Below are 16,204 nucleotides of genomic sequence, written 5' to 3'. Positions count from 1 at the left end.
GGGTCTTCAGTGCAGTTGATAAGGTACCGCAAGTCGAAAGGTAGGAACTGCCACTTCAAAAACCCGTTGGGTCGAGGTATCCAGCAAGGTGTAAACGCCTTCCATGACCCCCACGGGCGTCTGCAACATGGCGCGGCTGGTATAACGAAACTGCTGGCCCGGGCCAATCAGCGGTTGCTGGCCCACGACCCCCTTGCCGCGCACTTCCTGGTGTTCGCCGCTGCCATGGGTGATTTTCCAGTAGCGCGCCATCAGTTGAACACTGTGCGGGCTGCCGTTGTGGACGCTGACGGTATAACTGAATACGAAGCGTGATTCTGCTTCGCTGGATTCTTCAGCACGGTACTCGGGAGTCACCGTGACATCGATCGCCAGGTCGCTCATTGTGTGACACCCCCTTCGTTGGCTGCCACGCGGTTGGCGATCGCCACGAACTCGGCCACCGTCAGCGTTTGCGGGCGACGCACCGGGTCAATACCGAGCGTTTCCAATAGTTCGACGCTAACTCGCCCTTTCAGGTTATTGCGCAGCGTTTTGCGCCGCTGACCGAAAGCAAGCTTGACCAGTTCGAATAACAGCGCTGGGTCATCGGCCGGATGGGGCAGCGTTGCATGGGGCGTGAGGCGAACAATGGCTGAGTCGACACTTGGACGCGGCACAAAGGCCTCAGGCGGGACAATAAAGAGTTGCTCGACCTGGCAGTAATACTGGGCCATGACCGATAAGCGCCCCCAGTCAGGGCCGCCAGGCTCGGCCGCCAAGCGTTCCACCACCTCTTTTTGCAGCATGAAATGCATGTCGGCAATGGCATCACCCATGGTCAGCAGGTGCACAATCAAGGGCGTCGAGATGTTGTAGGGCAGGTTGCCCACCACACGTAGCCCGGGGCCATCGCCTTTGAGGGCGGTGAAATCGAATTTCAGCGCGTCGCCTTCATGGATGACAAAATCCGGGTAATTGAAAAACTGCACGCGCAAGCCTGGAATCAAGTCGCGGTCGAGCTCGACAACCTCCAGCGCACCGGCGGCCTCCAGCAGCGGCTCGGTAAGCGCGCCCTGACCCGGGCCAATTTCAATCAGCCGGTCGCCTTCGCGTGGGCCAATGGCCCGCACAATGCGCGAAATGATCCCCAGGTCACGGAGAAAGTTCTGACCAAAACGTTTACGGGCGCGGTGCTGCTGGGGCGCGTGAGACATCTAACACGATTCCTTGGGGGTCGGTCGTTGGCCAAAAGGCCTGAATAACTACATTGTTGCGTCGCGCGTTGCTAGCCCAACGAGGCGTCGCGCTGGTCGGCGAGTCGCCGCGCCAACGATAGCGCCACTTGCAGGCTACCGGGGTCGGCAATGCCCTTGCCTGCCAGCGTTAACGCCGTGCCATGATCAACCGAGGTACGCACTATCGGCAGGCCCAGGGTGATGTTGGCGGCCTGCCCAAAGCCTGCATATTTAAGCACCGCCAGTCCCTGGTCATGATACATGGCCAGGACAGCATCGACACCAGCCAGATGGCGCGGGGTAAACAGCGTATCAGCGGGGAAAGGACCGCTGATCGCCATGCCCGTCTGACGCAGCTTTTCGAGAGCGGGAATAATGACATCCAGCTCTTCGCGCCCGAGATGGCCGTCTTCCCCGGCATGGGGGTTCAGGCCGCACACCGCAATGCGCGGGGTCGAAAGGCCGAACTGGTGGCGTAAATCAGCCTCCAGCAGGCGACTGATACGTATCACACGCTCAACGGTAATGGCATCCGCCACCTCACGCAGCGGTAAGTGCGTGGTCGCGAGCGCCACGCGCAGATCACCACTGCCCTCCCAACCAGGTGCTTGCGCATGCAGAGCGCGATCGGTGGCTAACATCATGACCACCTCGTCAACGCCGCAGGCGTCGCGCAGCCATTCGGTGTGCCCGGTAAAGCCCGCAAAACCTGCGTCGATAATCACGCCTTTGTGCAACGGCGCGGTGACCATCGCCGCCGCCTGTCCAGCCTGGCAAGCCGTCACAGCAAGCGCCAACGTCTCAAGCACGTAGCGACTGTTAGCGGGATTGAGCTCGCCTGGAACCGCGGGTTCGGCGAGTTCAACCGGCCAGACCGCAAGCGTTGCCGCCCGTTGTACAGGCAGTGCTTGCGACGGCGATACCTCAATGATGTCGACCTCAAGCGACAAGGCCGCGGCGCGTTGCCGCAACATCTGCAGGTCGCCAATCGCGACGGTACCGGCGGGCAGGGCCCCCTGAGCTGCCAGCATCAGCGTTAATTCAGGGCCGATACCGGCGGGTTCACCGGTGGTTATCGCCAACGGCGTTGCGCAACGAGCTTCCATCAAAGACGAATATCAACGAAGGCTTGCGAGCGGATTTGCTGCTGCCAGGTTTCCAACTCCTGATTGGCGCGGCGCTGGAAGATGGCTTGGCGGACTTCTTCACGCTGGGCTTCTTGGGTCACATCTTGCTGACGCCGATCAAGCACCTCGATAATGTGATAACCGAACTGCGAACGGACCGGCTCGGAGATCTGGTTGACCGCTAGCCCACGCATGGCTTCTTCAAACGCCGGGACCGTCTGCCCTGGGCGCAACCAGCCAAGATCCCCCCCGTTAAGCGCACTGCCATCGTCGTCGCTCATTTCACGGGCCACCTTGGCGAAATCTTCGCCCTGCGCCAGTCGTTCGCGCACTTCCTCGGCTTGCGCCCGCGCCTGGTCCTCACCCCGGGTGGGGGTTAGCTCAATGAGCACGTGACGGGCACGGGTCTCCTGGATAACGGCTTCTTCGTCTACCTGCCCCATCTGCTGACTCAAATAGCGGTCAACCTCGCTGTCGCTGACATTGACCTGACGGCCGACTTGTCTCTGTTGAACTTGGCGTATCAACATTTCCCTACGCACATTCTCACGAACACTGGCTAGCGTCATGCCATCGGCTTCCACCGCATCGGCAAACTCTTCAAGGGTCATGTTGTTGGATTCGGCGATGGAACGGACTTGCCGGTTCAGTTCGGTATCGTCGATGGTGATGTTGGCATCACGGGCCATCTGCAGCTGAATCTCTTCAAGCACCATGCGCTCAAGCACCTGTTCTTCCAGCTGCTGGCGAGAGGGAAGCGATTCACCCCGCGACTGCGCCTGACTTTCGATCTGCGCCAACCGGTTATCCAGCTCGCTGCGCATGATAACGCCGTCGTTGACCACCGCGACCACACTGTCCAGCGCCTGCCGCTCAGTGGGCGCCGAGGTCTGGGCCTGGGCACTCAGAGGCACAGCGGCGGCCATGCAAAGGGCTAGCGCACCTCCCAATGAAAGCAGGATGGCACGGGCGAACAAGGTCTTTCTCAATTTCATAACGTCAGTCTCAATCAGTCGCCATTCTAAAGGCTAATTTATAAAGGCGTCGGGCGGTAACCCGGAATGGCTTGTTCAAAGAACCCATCGGCATTCTGGCCAACGCCGCCTAAACCGCGGAACACAAAGCGCAGGAAGATACCGCGGTCGTTAAAATCATCATCGATACGCGCAGTGTCACTGTCATCGACCCATTCACGCCACACCAGCTGCAGACCATAGCAACAGTCGTTCCACTGCACGCCCACCAGTTGCTCGAGCGAGCGATCATTGGTTTGATCGTGAAGGTAACGGCCGATCAGATCAATCTGTGGACTGGCCTTCCAGGCAAAGGACAGGTCCCATTCTTCACGATCATAGTTGCGGAATTCGTCATCGCTGGGTTCCACGCCCGGGTTAAAATCTTCGATTTCCCAACGGTAGCCAAGGTTCACTACGTGGCCCTGAGGGTGACGATAGCGTACGTCAACGGTAGAGCTTTCTGTACGCTCGCGCTTGTCGTCGTAGAGCCACTCGTAGCCGGTGCTCCAGCGGTCATTAATCTGCCAGTCAACCTGCGTCACCAGCGGCGAGCGATCACGGGTGGCTTTATAGCGGCTTTCAGTGCCTCTGTCTGGCAGCTCATCGGCGTTGCCTTCAATATCTATTCTTCGCTCGTCGAAGTAGACGCTTTGCCCTACCCCTACGGATAACCGTTCGCGGCCGGTTGCGTCTTCAAGCACCCGTGACTCGACCCCCAACGACAGTCGATTCAAATCCCCCACCCGGTCGGCGCCGGAAAAACGCTGGGCCGACCAAAGCTGATTCCAGGAAAAGGGGCGTTCGCGACTGTCAAAACTAGGCAGATCACTCTGGTCGGTACGCGGCACAAAGGCGTAGTTCAAGCGCGGCTCCAGGGTTTGCTGGTAGTCACGCCCACCCAGCGCCAGTTCACGCTCAAACACCAGGCCGCTGTCCACGGATGTCACTGCAATGCTACGGCTCGGCGATTCGCTGTTTGCGGTCACCCGGTCACCGTAATCCAACTGATAATCGGTGTGCCAGAGCTCTGTGCGGGGCTCGATGTAGCCCCACGGGCGCTCGAACCGCCAACCCACGGCGGGGGTAAGGTGCAGGCGACTCCCTGTCGCCGCTTCGCGTTCAATGACGCGCTGTTCGTTCACATCCCGCCAGAAGTAGGTCGCGTTGGAGCGCCACTGGCTGTAAAAGCCGTTACCCAGTTGCCAACGGGCGTTGGCGGTTAGGCTTGGCAGGCGGTAAAAAGGCTTGTTGCGTTCGTTAAGCGGGTCATCCAGGCGCTGAAACCCCTGAGCCCGGGCATCCAGTTGCCAACGTTCGCCACGGTAATCGACCTGCGCCAGGCGCTCCATACTGACCCGGTCACTGCTGCCGAACTCACCGCCGAAGTCATCGAAGTAACGCCCGTCGCTGGCAGCGCCGTAATTTAAACGGTAACCGCTACGCGGGTTGATGCGCCCGGTATTCTGGGTTTCAAAATACCAGCGGTCCTGCCCCGTAAAGCGGCCTTCCGCACCCCCCGAGCCGCCGTCATCGCTGTTCAGATAGCCCGCTTCTACGGTACCGGCAATATCGTCTTGCAGATAGCGGAACTCGCCGTTCAGCAGCAGCCCGTGGTCGGTCATCCAGCGGGGGGTGATGGTCGCGTCGCGATTGGGCGCAATGTTCCAGTAAAACGGCTGTGTATAGTCGACCCCGTCACCGGACGCAGAAATCGCCGGGGTCAACAGGCCGGTGTGGCGACGGTCATCGATCGGGAAGCGTACCCAGGGAACGTACATCACGGGCACGTCCTTGATTTCCAGGCGGGCATGACGCGCAGTGCCGAAACCTGCTGCCTGGTCCAGCCGAATATCGCTGCTGACAAGGTGCCAGGTATTTTCACCAGGATCGCATGTCGTAAAGCGGGCATCCTGCAGGCGGTACTGGTCCTTTTCCAGTTGCTCCAGCTGGACGGCCTGCCCGCGCAGATGCTGGTCGTAAAGCACGAATTGACTATCATCCAGCTGCGTGCGGTCCTCGTTGAGCATGATCTCAGCCGTATCGCCCCGCACCAGGGCAGTGCCGTCGCGCAGCGCAATATTTCCCTCGGCGTATACCCGCTCGCGGTCAGCGGGCATGGTGACCTGTTCCGCTTCAACCTCTTCGTTCGCTCGTCGCAATACCACGTCGCCACGCAGAATCGTTTTTCCATCGGTAGCATAGTCAGCCTCAGTGGCCTCGGCCGCCAGCATTTCCGGGTTGTCCTGTTCCGCCAGGCGGTAGCCGGGCATCACGTAACGCCCACGGCATAGCTGGGTTGCCGCTTCTTCTCGTCCCCAAGGCTGCCAGTCCAGCGCCTCCGCCGAGAGTGGCTCGCTCTGTGCCACGACGGAAAAAGAGGCGCTTGCCAGCAAACTACCCATCAATGTTTGCGCCACTGGCACCGCGCGCGAAAATCGCTTGCCCATGTTCGTTATCCTTGGCATCGAGAATCGGTATTATACAGTCCGCATCATGCCCGACCAGCCAGGAGCTTGCATGTCTTCATCGCGGATTAACGCCCTCATTTCATGGGCCGCGCAACAACACGGTCTTTCCATAGACGCTATTTCCCTTGCCCCGGCCGGTGGTGACGCCAGTTTTCGGCGCTATTTCCGGCTCACGCTACCCGACGGTACGACCCGGGTGATCATGGATGCCCCCCCCCTGCAGGAAGATAGTCAACCGTTCGTGACCATCGCTCGACGCTTTCGCAGCGCAGGATTACCCGTCCCTCAGGTACATGCGGCCGACCTGGCGCAGGGTTTTTTACTGCTGGACGATCTGGGTAACACGCCCTTGCAGCAGTTGTTCTCTGATGATGCGCGTATCAGAGGCTATCATAATCAGGCGCTATCGCTGATTGCCGATTTGCAAAATCGTGTATCGCCCGAGGCGCTGCCCGTTTATGACGCCGCGCTATTGGGTCGGGAGCTCGACCTGTTTCCCGAGTGGTGCCTCAGCGAATGGCTGGGCATCGAGGCGCCTGGGAGCTGGGCGGCGTTGCGGGCCGAACTCATTGAACAGTCCCTGGCCCAGCCCGTGGTCTGCGTGCACCGCGACTTTGACGCCATGAATTTGATGGTGTTGGATCAGCGCCTTTACATGATCGACTTTCAGGACGCCGTCGCCGGGCCACTCAGCTACGATGCCATCTCGCTGCTGCGGGGACGCTACCTCCGTTTCAGCGAACAGCAGTTTGCGGCGTTCATTCGTGCCTTTCACGCGCAGGCTCAACAGGATGGCCGCCTGTCGCAGCACCTTGATGCCGACACGTTTCTCACCCAGAGCCAGGCCATGGCCGCCCAGCGGACCCTTAAAGTGCTGGGTATTTTCTGCCGCCTTACCCTGCGCGACCAAAAAGCCGGTTACCTGGCGCGCCTGCCGCATTTTCTGGACCACCTGGACGACAGCCTGGCCGGCCTGCCCGCCCATGCCGAGTTCGCCCACTGGGCGTCCAGCACCCTGCGCCCCGCCATCACGGCACGTTTGAGCGAGGTAGGCGAATGAAGGCAATGATTCTGGCGGCCGGTCTCGGCAAACGCATGCGCCCACTCACCGACCGCTGCCCCAAGCCCTTGCTGCCCGTTGCCGGTAAGCCGCTCATCGTCCACCATCTTGAACGGCTCAAACGCGCGGGCATCGACCAGGTGGTGATCAACGTCAGCTACCGCGGCGAGCAGATTATCGAGGCCTTGGGCGACGGCCACGCCCATGGCGTCAACATCCAGTGGAGCCGTGAGGGCATCCCGCTCGAGACCGGCGGCGGTATTCTTCATGCCTTGCCTTTACTGGGCGAGAACCCGTTTTTACTCATCAATGGCGATGTCTGGTGTGATCACCTGCCGGCTGCAGGCGCCCTGGCGAAGGATGATCTGGCGCATCTGGTGCTGGTGGATAACCCCGGGCACCACCCTGACGGGGATTTCGCCTTGCGCGGCAATCGCGTCTACCAAGGCCCTGCCCCGCGCCTGACATTCGCGGGCATCAGCCTGATACACCCGGCGCTGGTGGCGAATCACTCGGCAGGCGCCTTTGCCCTGGCGCCGCTGTTGAAACACGCCATCGACAGCCAGCGCGTCAGCGGTGAATACACCGCACAGCACTGGGTCGATGTGGGCACCCCGGAACGCCTTGCCGAGCTGGACACTCACCTGCAAGACCGGAGGTATCCCCAATGACCACCAGACACCTGGAAGCCGCCGTCGCCACAACTCCCCTGGTGGCGGTATACGGCACGCTTAAGCAAGGCCTGAATAACGCTCACTGGCTGTCGACAGCAACCCGGCTGGGCGGCGATACCTGCACGGCACTGACCCTCTACGACATCGGCCCCTACCCCGGGGCAAAATGGCAGGCATCGCGCGGGATTAGCCTTGAGGTGTATCGCGTGACGGCCAGCCAGCTTGCCCACCTGGACGCTCTGGAAGATCACCGCCACGAGGCGCCTGAACAGGGCGAGTACCAGCGCCAACTGCTCACGACCCGTTTCGGCAAGGCTTGGGTGTATATTTATAATCCCAGCGTTGACGGCCGCATGATGATTGCCGAGGGTGGCTGGCCGCCCCAATGAGGCTACCATGAGGCAGTGCAGTGCGAACCAGGTAAGAGATGTTATGCTGCGCGACTTACTTTGTATCAGCCAGCCGCCTGAATGAGGAGAACAACGTGAAAGCACGCGTAAAATGGACAGATGGTCGCCAGTTCGTCGCTGAGTCGGGCAGCGGCCACAGTGTTGTGATTGACGGCCCGCCCGATCACGGCGGCCGCAACACCGGCCCAAGGCCCATGGAAATGCTGCTGATGGGCATGGGCAGCTGCACGGCATTTGATATCCTGAATATTCTCGACAAGGCCCGCGCCGACGTCACAGACTGCGTGGCAGAGCTTGACGCTGAGCGGGCCGACAGCGTGCCTTCAGTGTTTACGCGTATTCATGTGCACTTTGTGGTCACCGGTCGCGCGCTAAAAGAAAAACAGGTCCAGCGCGCCGTCGAGCTGTCCGCTGAAAAATACTGCAGTGCATCGATCATGCTCACCAACGGCGGCGTCGAGATTACCCATTCTTACGAGATCGTCGACGCCTGAGCGCTGTTGCATTGAAAATGCACTCAAGCTTAGGCAGGCAGCCCAAAAAACTTGCCCTGCTGGATGCATCCCGCGCCTGAGGCGGGCATAATACGCCCGCTTATTGAACGCCTGGGATGATCAGGTGCTGATTTGAGTGCTCATCACCATGCGTCGCTAACGCATGATCGGTTCCGGCGTTGGCTCGTCGGGGTGTTTTCATCTGCCATAGGGAGGCTCGGACGTGTCAGATAATCTCCGACTCCACGGGTTTAACAACCTGACCAGCTCGCTAAGCTTCAACATTTACGATATCTGTTATGCCAAGACAGAAGAGCAGCGTGCGGCTTATATCGATTACATCGATGAGCTCTACAATGCCGAACGGCTAACGCAGATTCTTAAAGACGTGACCAACATCATTGGCGCCCATGTGTTGAACATTTCACGTCAGGATTATGAGCCCCACGGCGCCAGCGTGACGATTCTGATTGCCGAACATGAGATGGACGAGACGGATCCCGAGCAAACAGAACCCGGACCGGGGCCACTGCCGGAAACCGTGGTCGCGCACCTGGATAAAAGCCATGTCACGGTGCACAGCTACCCTGAATCCCATCCGGATAACGGCATCAGCACCTTCCGCCTGGATATCGATGTCTCGACCTGTGGTCATATCAGCCCCCTCAAGGCGTTGAACTACCTGATCCACAGCTTCGACTCCGACATCGTGACGATGGATTACCGTGTCCGCGGCTTTACCCGCGACGTGGACGGCAAAAAGCTGTTTATCGACCACGACATCACCTCGATCCAGGATTACCTGGCCGAAGACACCAAGCACGCCTATCAAATGATCGATGTGAACGTGTACCAGGAAAACATGTTTCACACCAAGATGCTGCTCAAGGACTTCGAGCTGGACAACTACCTGTTCGGCACCTCTCGGCGGGATATCACCTTCGAGGAAGCGCGCGACATCGAAGACCGCTTGCGCAAGGAAATGCTCGAGATTTTCTACTCGCGCAACCTCGACTGAGGGCGCGCGACTAGTAAACCCCCGGCTCACCCTCGGGCCGGGTCTTGAAACGCCGATGCAACCAGAGATACTGCTCGGGGTGCTGGCGAATCGCCTGCTCGATAAAGGCATTGACCCGGGTGGCATCGGCCACTTCATCGTGGCTTGGATAATCTTCCAGCGCGGGCAGCCACTCGTAGGTGTAGGTACGGTTATCGGGGTTGCGGTAGAAAATCAACGGCACGACCTGCGCCCCGGTCATCCGCGCAATTTTGGCGGTTAACCGCACGGTCGCGGCCTGTTGCCCAAAAAACGGGGCAAACACGCTGGCATCGCGGCCAAAGTCCTGGTCGGGTGAATACCATACCGAGTGTCCGGCTTTCAGCCGCCGTATAACGCTGCGCAGGTCATGACGGTGAATCATCTCATCGAACACCCGCCGACGGGCGCGGGTCATGAAGCGGTCGAACAGCGGGTTATTGTGCGGGCGGTAGACCGCGTCCGAGCGAAAAAACAGCGAATGCAGCGCGCCCCCCAGATCCAGCGGCGAAAAATGCACGCCAATGATCAGCACCCCCTTCCCCTGCGCCTGGGCCCTGGCCAGATTCTCTTCGCCGATGCACGCGACGCGATGGCGAAAGTCCTCGGGGCTGCGGCACCACGCAACAGCGGTTTCCATCAGCCCGACGCCATTGGCAATAAAGGTCTGCTTGACCAACCGGCGCTGTTCGTCAGGGCTTTTTTCAGGAAAACAGAGCCTTATATTGACGTCGGTAATGTGTCGGCGACGTTTGGCAAAGCGCCAGGCCAAACGCCCGATTGCCGACCCGATCGCCATGTTCAATCGCCAGGGAAGCCATGCCACGACATGCATGGACGCAATGGCCGCCCAGGTGGGCCAAAAGCGCGGGTGCGCGAAAGAACGGGGATACGATGAACCTGACATGTGTCTCGTCGTCATTTATACAAAAGCGCCATGATAACGGCGCGGCACGCGGGGCAACACCCCTGTCAGCAAGGTATAGCTGATGGTATCGCAGTGGCGAGCAACGTCGTCCACCGATAGCACCGTGCCATTGCTTGCGCGCCCCCAAAGCACAACCTCGCTACCAATGACGGCATCGGGCACGCCGCTTACATCCACCGTGAACATGTCCATGGAGACCTTGCCTGCCAGCGAACAGCGCTGACCGTTCACCAGCACTGGCGTGCCATCCTGGGCGTGGCGGTCATAGCCATCGCCATAGCCCCCGGCCACCACCGCGATGCGCGAGGGACGCGGTGCCCGCCAGCGGCCGCCGTAGCCGACCGGCTCGCCCGCCTCAACGTCACGCAGGGCAATGATTTCAGAACGCAGCGTCATTACCGGACGCAGCCGGTCCGTGGCAGGCGTAGCGGTTTCCAGCGGATTGCTGCCATACAGCATAATACCGGGCCGGTTCCAGGCGCCGTGGGCCACCGGCCAGGCGAGGGTCGCGGGGGAATTCGCCAGGCACAGCGGCGCATCAAGCTGAGTGGCAAGCGCTTGCAGCAGCGTCATCTGCTGTTGGAAGTAGCGGCTATCCGAGGCGTCGGCGGTGGCAAAGTGGCTCATCAGGTGCAGCCCGGTGGCCTGGGGCGCCTCGCTGAGCCGTTGCCAGACGGCGCAGACGTCTTCAGGGGCAAACCCCAGGCGATGCATGCCCGAATCCACCTTGACCCAGACGGGAATCGGCGCGCGCGGCGAAAAGGCCAGCAGCGCCTCAACCTGCCAGGCACTGTGCACCGCCATCCATAGCCGGTGGTCATCCACCAGCGCCAACTCGTCAGCACTGAAGATACCTTCCAGCAGGATAATCGGTGCGGTGATGCCGCCTTCGCGCAGCGTCACTGCCTCTTCCAGGCACGCCACCGCGAATGCCGAGGCATCGTGCGCCAAGGCACGCGCGCATTCAAGCGCGCCGTGACCATAGGCGTCTGCCTTGATGACCGCTACGGAGCGGCTATGTGGCGCGCATTGACACGCCAGCTGATAGTTATGACGCAGTGCGTCCAAATCAATATGGGCCACCAGCGGGCGCATGAGTTTTCTCGCTTGTTGCTTGCCAATCGGGGTCGAACATTATCGCTAAATAAAGTCACCGGGCGCATGGCCCGGTGTTGGGGTAACTCACAAGGGTTAGAGAAAGACGGTTAGCTTTCAAAAATCGACGACAGCGACAACCCCTGCTTCTCCAGCGACCGGCGTAGTTTCTTGAGCGCCTCAACCTGAATCTGACGCACCCGCTCTCGGGTCAAGCCAATCTCGGCGCCCACTTCTTCAAGGGTGGCCGCTTCATGGCCACGCAACCCAAAACGACGTACCACCACCTCGCGCTGTTTTTCATTGAGCTCGTCGAGCCAGTGGTCAACGTGCTCCTTGACATCGCCATCTACCAGGGAGGCCTCGGGACCGTGGTCCTCCTCATCAGACAGCGTGTCGATGAGGGGCTTGTCGCTTTCGCCGCCCATGGGGTAATCAACCGACGAGACCCGTTCGTTAAGCCCCAGCATCTTTTTCACCGTGCCTACCGGCTTGTCGAGGTGCTCGGCAATTTCTTCCGCCGTGGCTTCGTGGTCGAGCTTTTGCGTCAACTCACGGGCAGCCCGCAGGTAAATATTGAGTTCCTTGACCACATGGATCGGCAGACGAATGGTGCGTGTCTGGTTCATCAACGCCCGTTCGATGGTTTGCCGTATCCACCAGGTGGCGTAGGTGGAAAAACGGAAGCCGCGTTCGGGATCAAATTTCTCGACGGCCCGAATCAGGCCCAGATTACCTTCCTCAATCAGATCCAGCAGGGTCAAACCACGATTGAGATAGCGACGGGCAATCTTCACCACCAGGCGCAGGTTGGACTCGATCATCCGCGAGCGCCCCAGCGGATCCCCCTTGCGGGCCAGGCGCCCGTAATAGACTTCCTCTTCCGGCGTCAGCAGTGGTGAAAAGCCAATCTCGTTGAGGTAAATCTGTGTGGCATCAAGACTTTGATGCTGACGGTCCTCGCGCCCTAACGCTTTTTCGAAGGCCTCTTCAGCGGCGGTAACGTCCTCACCGTCGTCAAGTGCTTCCTCCACAGCGTTCAGGTCTACTTCCTGTAGATCTTTTTCCAGCATACTCATGCGTCTTACCCCCGTTATATCGCCTATCCGCCCTTAAAAAACCAAATGGGTCGCTTGGGCTTCCCATCGTTATTGTTATACAAAGCGTTCACGCCGTTACCTGTCGAGTGGGTCGTGGCAACGCACGTTGTACATGGCTGATACCGGTTAGCGTGACGGTAGAAACTCCAGGGGATCTTGTGGTTGCCCTTCGCGGCGTACCTCGAAATGCAGTCTCACGTCTTCCGCGTCACTATCGCCCATAGTGGCAATTACCTCACCGGCTTCTACAACGTCGTTCTCGCTGACATTGAGGCTGTCGTTATGCGCATAAGCGCTGAGAAATTCATCGTTGTGTTTGAGCAGGATGAGGTTACCGTAACCGCGCACACCGCTGCCTGCATATACCACAATGCCAGAACCAGCGGCCCTTACAGGTTGCCCCTTTTCACCAGCGATATCAATACCGGCGGTGATGCTATCGCCCTGGCCGAACTCGCCTACCACATCACCGTCGCTGGGCCACTGCCAGTCGATGGTCTCGGCAGGCGTATAGGTGCGCCCATCGCGCTCGGATGACGCCTCATTCCGGGCGGCGGTTTGCTCAGTGGAATCATCAGCTTCGGGCGCCGACGCCGTATCCGCCTGGGTCGGCTCGGTTTGACGGGGTTCGCTTTCCGGCTCAGGATCCGGCGCGGTTTCGGCGGCCACGACGTCTTCTCGGGGCGCCTCGGAAGCGGCGTCTTCTTCCGCGTCATCGGCCTCACGCTCGGCGCTTAGCCGTTGATTACGCTCGATGGCGGACTCATCGGGCAGCAGCCAGTCCATCTGCTGGTCGTCGTTTGACGCCGCGGCATCGGGCGCCAGGCCTCGGGCCACGGCGCCGCTCGAGCCTGCATCGGATGATGCCGGGGCGCTTTGCGACGACGTTTCCGCTCCCTCGCGCAAGGCAATCGTCTGCCCGGGATAGATGCGATAAGGGGGGTCGATGTCATTGATTGCCGCCAGGTCACGGTAATCGAGATTATGCTGCCAGGCGATGCCGTACAGGGTGTCACCTTCCTTGACCTGGTATTCGGGGGAGCGCTCGACCGCTTCACGGGCGTCGCTCAAATCACGCACCTGCGGGCCGCCGCCCTGCTGATTGGCACAGCCAGCAACGGCCAGCGCCAGTGCGGACATCATTACTATCTTACGCATGCAAAGCCTACTCCTTTTCAGCAGCGGAAGCGGTTTGGGGAGACGTAGGCGGCGTGCGCCTCAGCCCACGCCGATGTAACATGACAACCAGCAAGGCGCCAAACGCCATCAGCGCGATGACACCGATTAACTGTGCGGGCTCGCCCGTCAACTGCGCATAGTCACCGGGCAGTAAATAGCGATAGTCCAACGGAATCATTTCACCATCACTACCCAGTTGATATCGCACCAGTTCTCGCCACGGCCAAATAACGGGCAGTGACCCCACGATGAAACCTAACAATAATTGAAGCGTTGAACCACGATGGCGGCGCATCAGCCAGGAAAGCACCCTTGAGAAAAGCGCCAGGCCAATGAGGCAGCCGCTCCCGAATAGCAGGATGGTCGTCATATCAAAACCGCGCACAGCTTCCATCACCGTACTGTAAAGCCCCATGGTGAGCAGTAAAAAACTGCCTGATACGCCGGGCAGCAACATGGCACTGATGGCAATACTTCCCGCCACTACCAATATCAGCGATTCATTACCCAATGTTGACACCAGGGGCATCAACCCAGGTAACCATTGAGCCAGCAGCAGTCCAGCCCCCAGTGGAAACAGGTAGCGCCACTTGAAGCGCGTTCGCGAATCACTCACCACAAGGGCCGAAGCGGCCACCAAACCAAAGAAAAAACCGTCCAGCAGCAGCGGGTGTTCTTCCATCAACCACAGCGCCAGGTGCGCCACGCTGAAGACGCTGATCACAATACCGGCAAGTAGAGGTACCAGAAATGCCAGGTTAAGGTGCTGGCTCAGCCCACGCAGTCCACCTTGACGCCATGCGCCAAAGGCACTCGGGCCAAACTGCTTGATGGTCAGGATAAGTTCTTCATAAATGCCGCTGATAAACGCAATGGTCCCACCTGACACCCCCGGCACCGCGTCAGCGGCACCCATCCCGGCACCGGTTAATAACAATCGTACGGGTTGACGCTTCAATCGACCACTCCTTGCAATAAGGGAACAAAACGAACCGGTTCCAGGCGGCGTTTTTCAAACGCGTTGCCGACGCGTTTGATCTGGGTAAGCCATTGGCTGCCGTCGGATGCCTCTAAAGGGGCAATCAATACGCCATCGGGGCTTAACTGCTCGAGTAGCGGCTCTGGTAGCGTTTGGGCACAGGCGGTCAGCAGAATGACGTCAAATGGCGCGGCGCCGGGCCAGCCTTCGCCACCGTCAGCAACGGCCAGCGACGCCCTGGCCCCCAGGCGGCTAAGCCGGAAGGCGGCGCGCCGGTGCAGGGCCTCGATGCGCTCAAGGGAAAACAGCCTATCCACCAGTCGGGCCAGAATAAGTGTTTGATAGCCAGAACCAGTGCCCAGTTCCAAAACCCGTTTGGGCTCGGCGCGCAGCACCAGCTCGGTCATGCGTGCCACGATGAGCGGTTGCGACAACGTCTGGCCAAACCCGATGGGCAGGGAGGTATCTTCGTAGGCGCGGTGGGCCAGCGCTTCATCCACAAACAGATGGCGCGGTTCCTTGGCCATGACCTCGAGCACCCGTGCATCGCCAATTCCTTGGCGCATCAGGCGTTGGACCATGCGGTCACGGGTGCGCTGCGAGGTCATTCCAGTGCCGCGCAGCTCTTCCGGTGACAGGTCAGGCGAATGCATCCAGCCAGTCTCGAACGTCGTTGAGCGCCTGATGGCGCGTTAAATCCGTTTGCAAAGGGGTAATCGACACAAAGCCCGCCTCGACGGCCGCAAAGTCTGTGTCGTCACCATCGTCGGCATTGGCCGCCACCGGGGCAATCCAGTAACGGGTGCGCCCGCGCGGGTCTTTAATGGCCTGCGGTTGCTCGGCAGGGCCGCGATAACCAAGCCGCGTGACTTTAACCCCCTTGATTTCCTCCCAGGGCACATCAGGCACGTTCACATTGAGCAACGTGCGAGGCGGCAGCGACAGCTGGTCCACCGCCCCCACCAGGCTCGCCGCCAGGTGGCCGGCCGTGGCAAAGTGCCGATGGCCGCAGAGCGACATGGCAATCGCCGACATGCCCAGGTTGCGCCCTTCCATGGCAGCGGCAACGGTCCCCGAATACAGCACGTCATCGCCCAGGTTACCGCCATGGTTAATGCCAGAAATCACCAGGTCGGGTTTTTCATCCCACACGCCGTTGACCCCCAGGTAGACACAGTCCGCCGGGGTGCCGTCGACACTGTAGAACCCGCTGTCCAGCGCGGTCATCGCAAGCGGTCGCGAGAGCGTCAGCGAGTTGCTCGCCCCACTGCGGTCACGGTCCGGGGCCACGACACGCAAATTGGCGTGCTTGGTCAGCGCATCGTAAAGCGCCTTGAGCCCCGGCGCATGAACACCATCGTCATTGGATAGCAGCAAACGCCGCATGGAAAACTCCTTAATTGGTTACACCCACCCCGGCG

At 59.9% G+C, this 16,204-nt stretch carries 17 protein-coding genes; 5 read left to right on the top strand and 12 right to left on the bottom strand.

Annotation, left to right across the window (positions count from 1 at the left end; translation table 11 throughout):
- Positions 1-6: 6 nt before the first annotated feature.
- From apaG to NH395_RS04600, 5 genes are all read right to left on the bottom strand, one after another.
- Entirely contained in the window at positions 7-384 is a 378-nt protein-coding gene (apaG, locus tag NH395_RS04620) for a Co2+/Mg2+ efflux protein ApaG (protein ID WP_066319518.1), read from the bottom strand.
- Positions 381-1,196, bottom strand: a complete 816-nt coding sequence (gene rsmA, locus NH395_RS04615) for a 16S rRNA (adenine(1518)-N(6)/adenine(1519)-N(6))-dimethyltransferase RsmA (protein ID WP_253022726.1) — start codon at positions 1,194-1,196, stop codon at positions 381-383. Before rsmA ends, apaG begins: the two co-directional genes overlap by 4 nt.
- A 71-nt stretch (positions 1,197-1,267) precedes the next feature.
- On the bottom strand, positions 1,268-2,323 hold the full coding sequence (pdxA, locus tag NH395_RS04610; RefSeq protein ID WP_253022724.1) for a 4-hydroxythreonine-4-phosphate dehydrogenase PdxA: 1,056 nt from the start codon (positions 2,321-2,323) through the stop codon (positions 1,268-1,270).
- Positions 2,323-3,339 carry a peptidylprolyl isomerase gene (locus tag NH395_RS04605; protein ID WP_253022722.1) on the bottom strand — a complete coding sequence of 339 codons (1,017 nt, stop codon included), beginning with the start codon at positions 3,337-3,339 and terminating at the stop codon, positions 2,323-2,325. Before NH395_RS04605 ends, pdxA begins: the two co-directional genes overlap by 1 nt.
- A 38-nt stretch (positions 3,340-3,377) precedes the next feature.
- Complete coding sequence (locus NH395_RS04600; protein WP_253022721.1) at positions 3,378-5,807, bottom strand: LPS-assembly protein LptD; 2,430 nt, start codon at positions 5,805-5,807, stop codon at positions 3,378-3,380.
- Between the two features lie 70 nt (positions 5,808-5,877).
- Between NH395_RS04600 and NH395_RS04595 the strand changes: the two genes are divergently transcribed.
- The 5 genes from NH395_RS04595 to speD all read left to right on the top strand — a co-directional run bounded on the left by NH395_RS04595 (position 5,878) and on the right by speD (position 9,484).
- Positions 5,878-6,888, top strand: coding sequence for a phosphotransferase (locus tag NH395_RS04595; RefSeq protein WP_253022720.1), 1,011 nt, complete (start codon positions 5,878-5,880; stop codon positions 6,886-6,888).
- Positions 6,885-7,559 carry an N-acetylmuramate alpha-1-phosphate uridylyltransferase MurU gene (murU, locus tag NH395_RS04590; RefSeq protein WP_253022719.1) on the top strand — a complete coding sequence of 225 codons (675 nt, stop codon included), beginning with the start codon at positions 6,885-6,887 and terminating at the stop codon, positions 7,557-7,559. The genes NH395_RS04595 and murU overlap by 4 nt, the downstream gene beginning before the upstream one ends.
- Positions 7,556-7,951, top strand: a complete 396-nt coding sequence (locus NH395_RS04585) for a gamma-glutamylcyclotransferase family protein (protein ID WP_253022718.1) — start codon at positions 7,556-7,558, stop codon at positions 7,949-7,951. The genes murU and NH395_RS04585 overlap by 4 nt, the downstream gene beginning before the upstream one ends.
- A gap of 95 nt (positions 7,952-8,046) precedes the next feature.
- A complete protein-coding gene (locus NH395_RS04580; protein ID WP_066319734.1) occupies positions 8,047-8,466 on the top strand; it encodes an OsmC family protein in 420 nt (139 codons plus the stop codon).
- Between the two features lie 223 nt (positions 8,467-8,689).
- Positions 8,690-9,484 (top strand): adenosylmethionine decarboxylase, encoded by a 795-nt coding sequence (gene speD, locus NH395_RS04575; RefSeq protein WP_253022717.1) that lies wholly within the window; start codon positions 8,690-8,692, stop codon positions 9,482-9,484.
- 10 nt (positions 9,485-9,494) lie between these two features.
- Here the strand turns inward: speD and lpxL are convergent, their stop codons facing one another.
- The 7 genes from lpxL to surE all read right to left on the bottom strand — a co-directional run bounded on the left by lpxL (position 9,495) and on the right by surE (position 16,169).
- Positions 9,495-10,409: an LpxL/LpxP family Kdo(2)-lipid IV(A) lauroyl/palmitoleoyl acyltransferase gene (gene lpxL / locus NH395_RS04570; protein WP_253022716.1), complete on the bottom strand. Its 915-nt coding sequence runs from the start codon at positions 10,407-10,409 to the stop codon at positions 9,495-9,497.
- A gap of 15 nt (positions 10,410-10,424) precedes the next feature.
- The gene (alr, locus tag NH395_RS04565) at positions 10,425-11,525 is read right to left on the bottom strand and encodes an alanine racemase (protein ID WP_253022715.1); all 1,101 of its coding nucleotides are present in this window, start codon (positions 11,523-11,525) and stop codon (positions 10,425-10,427) included.
- Between the two features lie 110 nt (positions 11,526-11,635).
- Complete coding sequence (gene rpoS, locus NH395_RS04560) at positions 11,636-12,604, bottom strand: RNA polymerase sigma factor RpoS (RefSeq protein WP_066322384.1); 969 nt, start codon at positions 12,602-12,604, stop codon at positions 11,636-11,638.
- A 147-nt stretch (positions 12,605-12,751) separates the two neighbouring features.
- Positions 12,752-13,783 carry a peptidoglycan DD-metalloendopeptidase family protein gene (locus tag NH395_RS04555; protein WP_253022714.1) on the bottom strand — a complete coding sequence of 344 codons (1,032 nt, stop codon included), beginning with the start codon at positions 13,781-13,783 and terminating at the stop codon, positions 12,752-12,754.
- 7 nt (positions 13,784-13,790) lie between these two features.
- Positions 13,791-14,762: a DUF368 domain-containing protein gene (locus NH395_RS04550; protein ID WP_253022713.1), complete on the bottom strand. Its 972-nt coding sequence runs from the start codon at positions 14,760-14,762 to the stop codon at positions 13,791-13,793.
- Complete coding sequence (locus tag NH395_RS04545; protein WP_253022712.1) at positions 14,759-15,436, bottom strand: protein-L-isoaspartate(D-aspartate) O-methyltransferase; 678 nt, start codon at positions 15,434-15,436, stop codon at positions 14,759-14,761. The genes NH395_RS04550 and NH395_RS04545 overlap by 4 nt, the downstream gene beginning before the upstream one ends.
- Complete coding sequence (gene surE, locus NH395_RS04540) at positions 15,423-16,169, bottom strand: 5'/3'-nucleotidase SurE (protein ID WP_066322391.1); 747 nt, start codon at positions 16,167-16,169, stop codon at positions 15,423-15,425. Before surE ends, NH395_RS04545 begins: the two co-directional genes overlap by 14 nt.
- Positions 16,170-16,204: the final 35 nt, after the last annotated feature.

This window comes from Halomonas sp. Mc5H-6 (assembly GCF_024124705.1).
In the GTDB taxonomy this organism is placed as follows: domain Bacteria; phylum Pseudomonadota; class Gammaproteobacteria; order Pseudomonadales; family Halomonadaceae; genus Vreelandella; species Vreelandella subterranea.
Note: the sequence above shows the minus strand (reverse complement) of the source record. Positions and strands in the feature narration are given on the sequence as shown.

Coding starts and splice junctions, on each gene's coding strand:
- apaG (WP_066319518.1), bottom strand. CDS start 384: ATGAGCGACCTGGCGATCGATGTCACGGTGACTCCCGAGTACCGTGCT.
- rsmA (WP_253022726.1), bottom strand. CDS start 1,196: ATGTCTCACGCGCCCCAGCAGCACCGCGCCCGTAAACGTTTTGGTCAG.
- pdxA (WP_253022724.1), bottom strand. CDS start 2,323: ATGGAAGCTCGTTGCGCAACGCCGTTGGCGATAACCACCGGTGAACCC.
- NH395_RS04605 (WP_253022722.1), bottom strand. CDS start 3,339: ATGAAATTGAGAAAGACCTTGTTCGCCCGTGCCATCCTGCTTTCATTG.
- NH395_RS04600 (WP_253022721.1), bottom strand. CDS start 5,807: ATGGGCAAGCGATTTTCGCGCGCGGTGCCAGTGGCGCAAACATTGATG.
- NH395_RS04595 (WP_253022720.1), top strand. CDS start 5,878: ATGTCTTCATCGCGGATTAACGCCCTCATTTCATGGGCCGCGCAACAA.
- murU (WP_253022719.1), top strand. CDS start 6,885: ATGAAGGCAATGATTCTGGCGGCCGGTCTCGGCAAACGCATGCGCCCA.
- NH395_RS04585 (WP_253022718.1), top strand. CDS start 7,556: ATGACCACCAGACACCTGGAAGCCGCCGTCGCCACAACTCCCCTGGTG.
- lpxL (WP_253022716.1), bottom strand. CDS start 10,409: ATGTCAGGTTCATCGTATCCCCGTTCTTTCGCGCACCCGCGCTTTTGG.
- alr (WP_253022715.1), bottom strand. CDS start 11,525: ATGCGCCCGCTGGTGGCCCATATTGATTTGGACGCACTGCGTCATAAC.
- rpoS (WP_066322384.1), bottom strand. CDS start 12,604: ATGAGTATGCTGGAAAAAGATCTACAGGAAGTAGACCTGAACGCTGTG.
- NH395_RS04555 (WP_253022714.1), bottom strand. CDS start 13,783: ATGCGTAAGATAGTAATGATGTCCGCACTGGCGCTGGCCGTTGCTGGC.
- NH395_RS04545 (WP_253022712.1), bottom strand. CDS start 15,436: ATGCATTCGCCTGACCTGTCACCGGAAGAGCTGCGCGGCACTGGAATG.
- surE (WP_066322391.1), bottom strand. CDS start 16,169: ATGCGGCGTTTGCTGCTATCCAATGACGATGGTGTTCATGCGCCGGGG.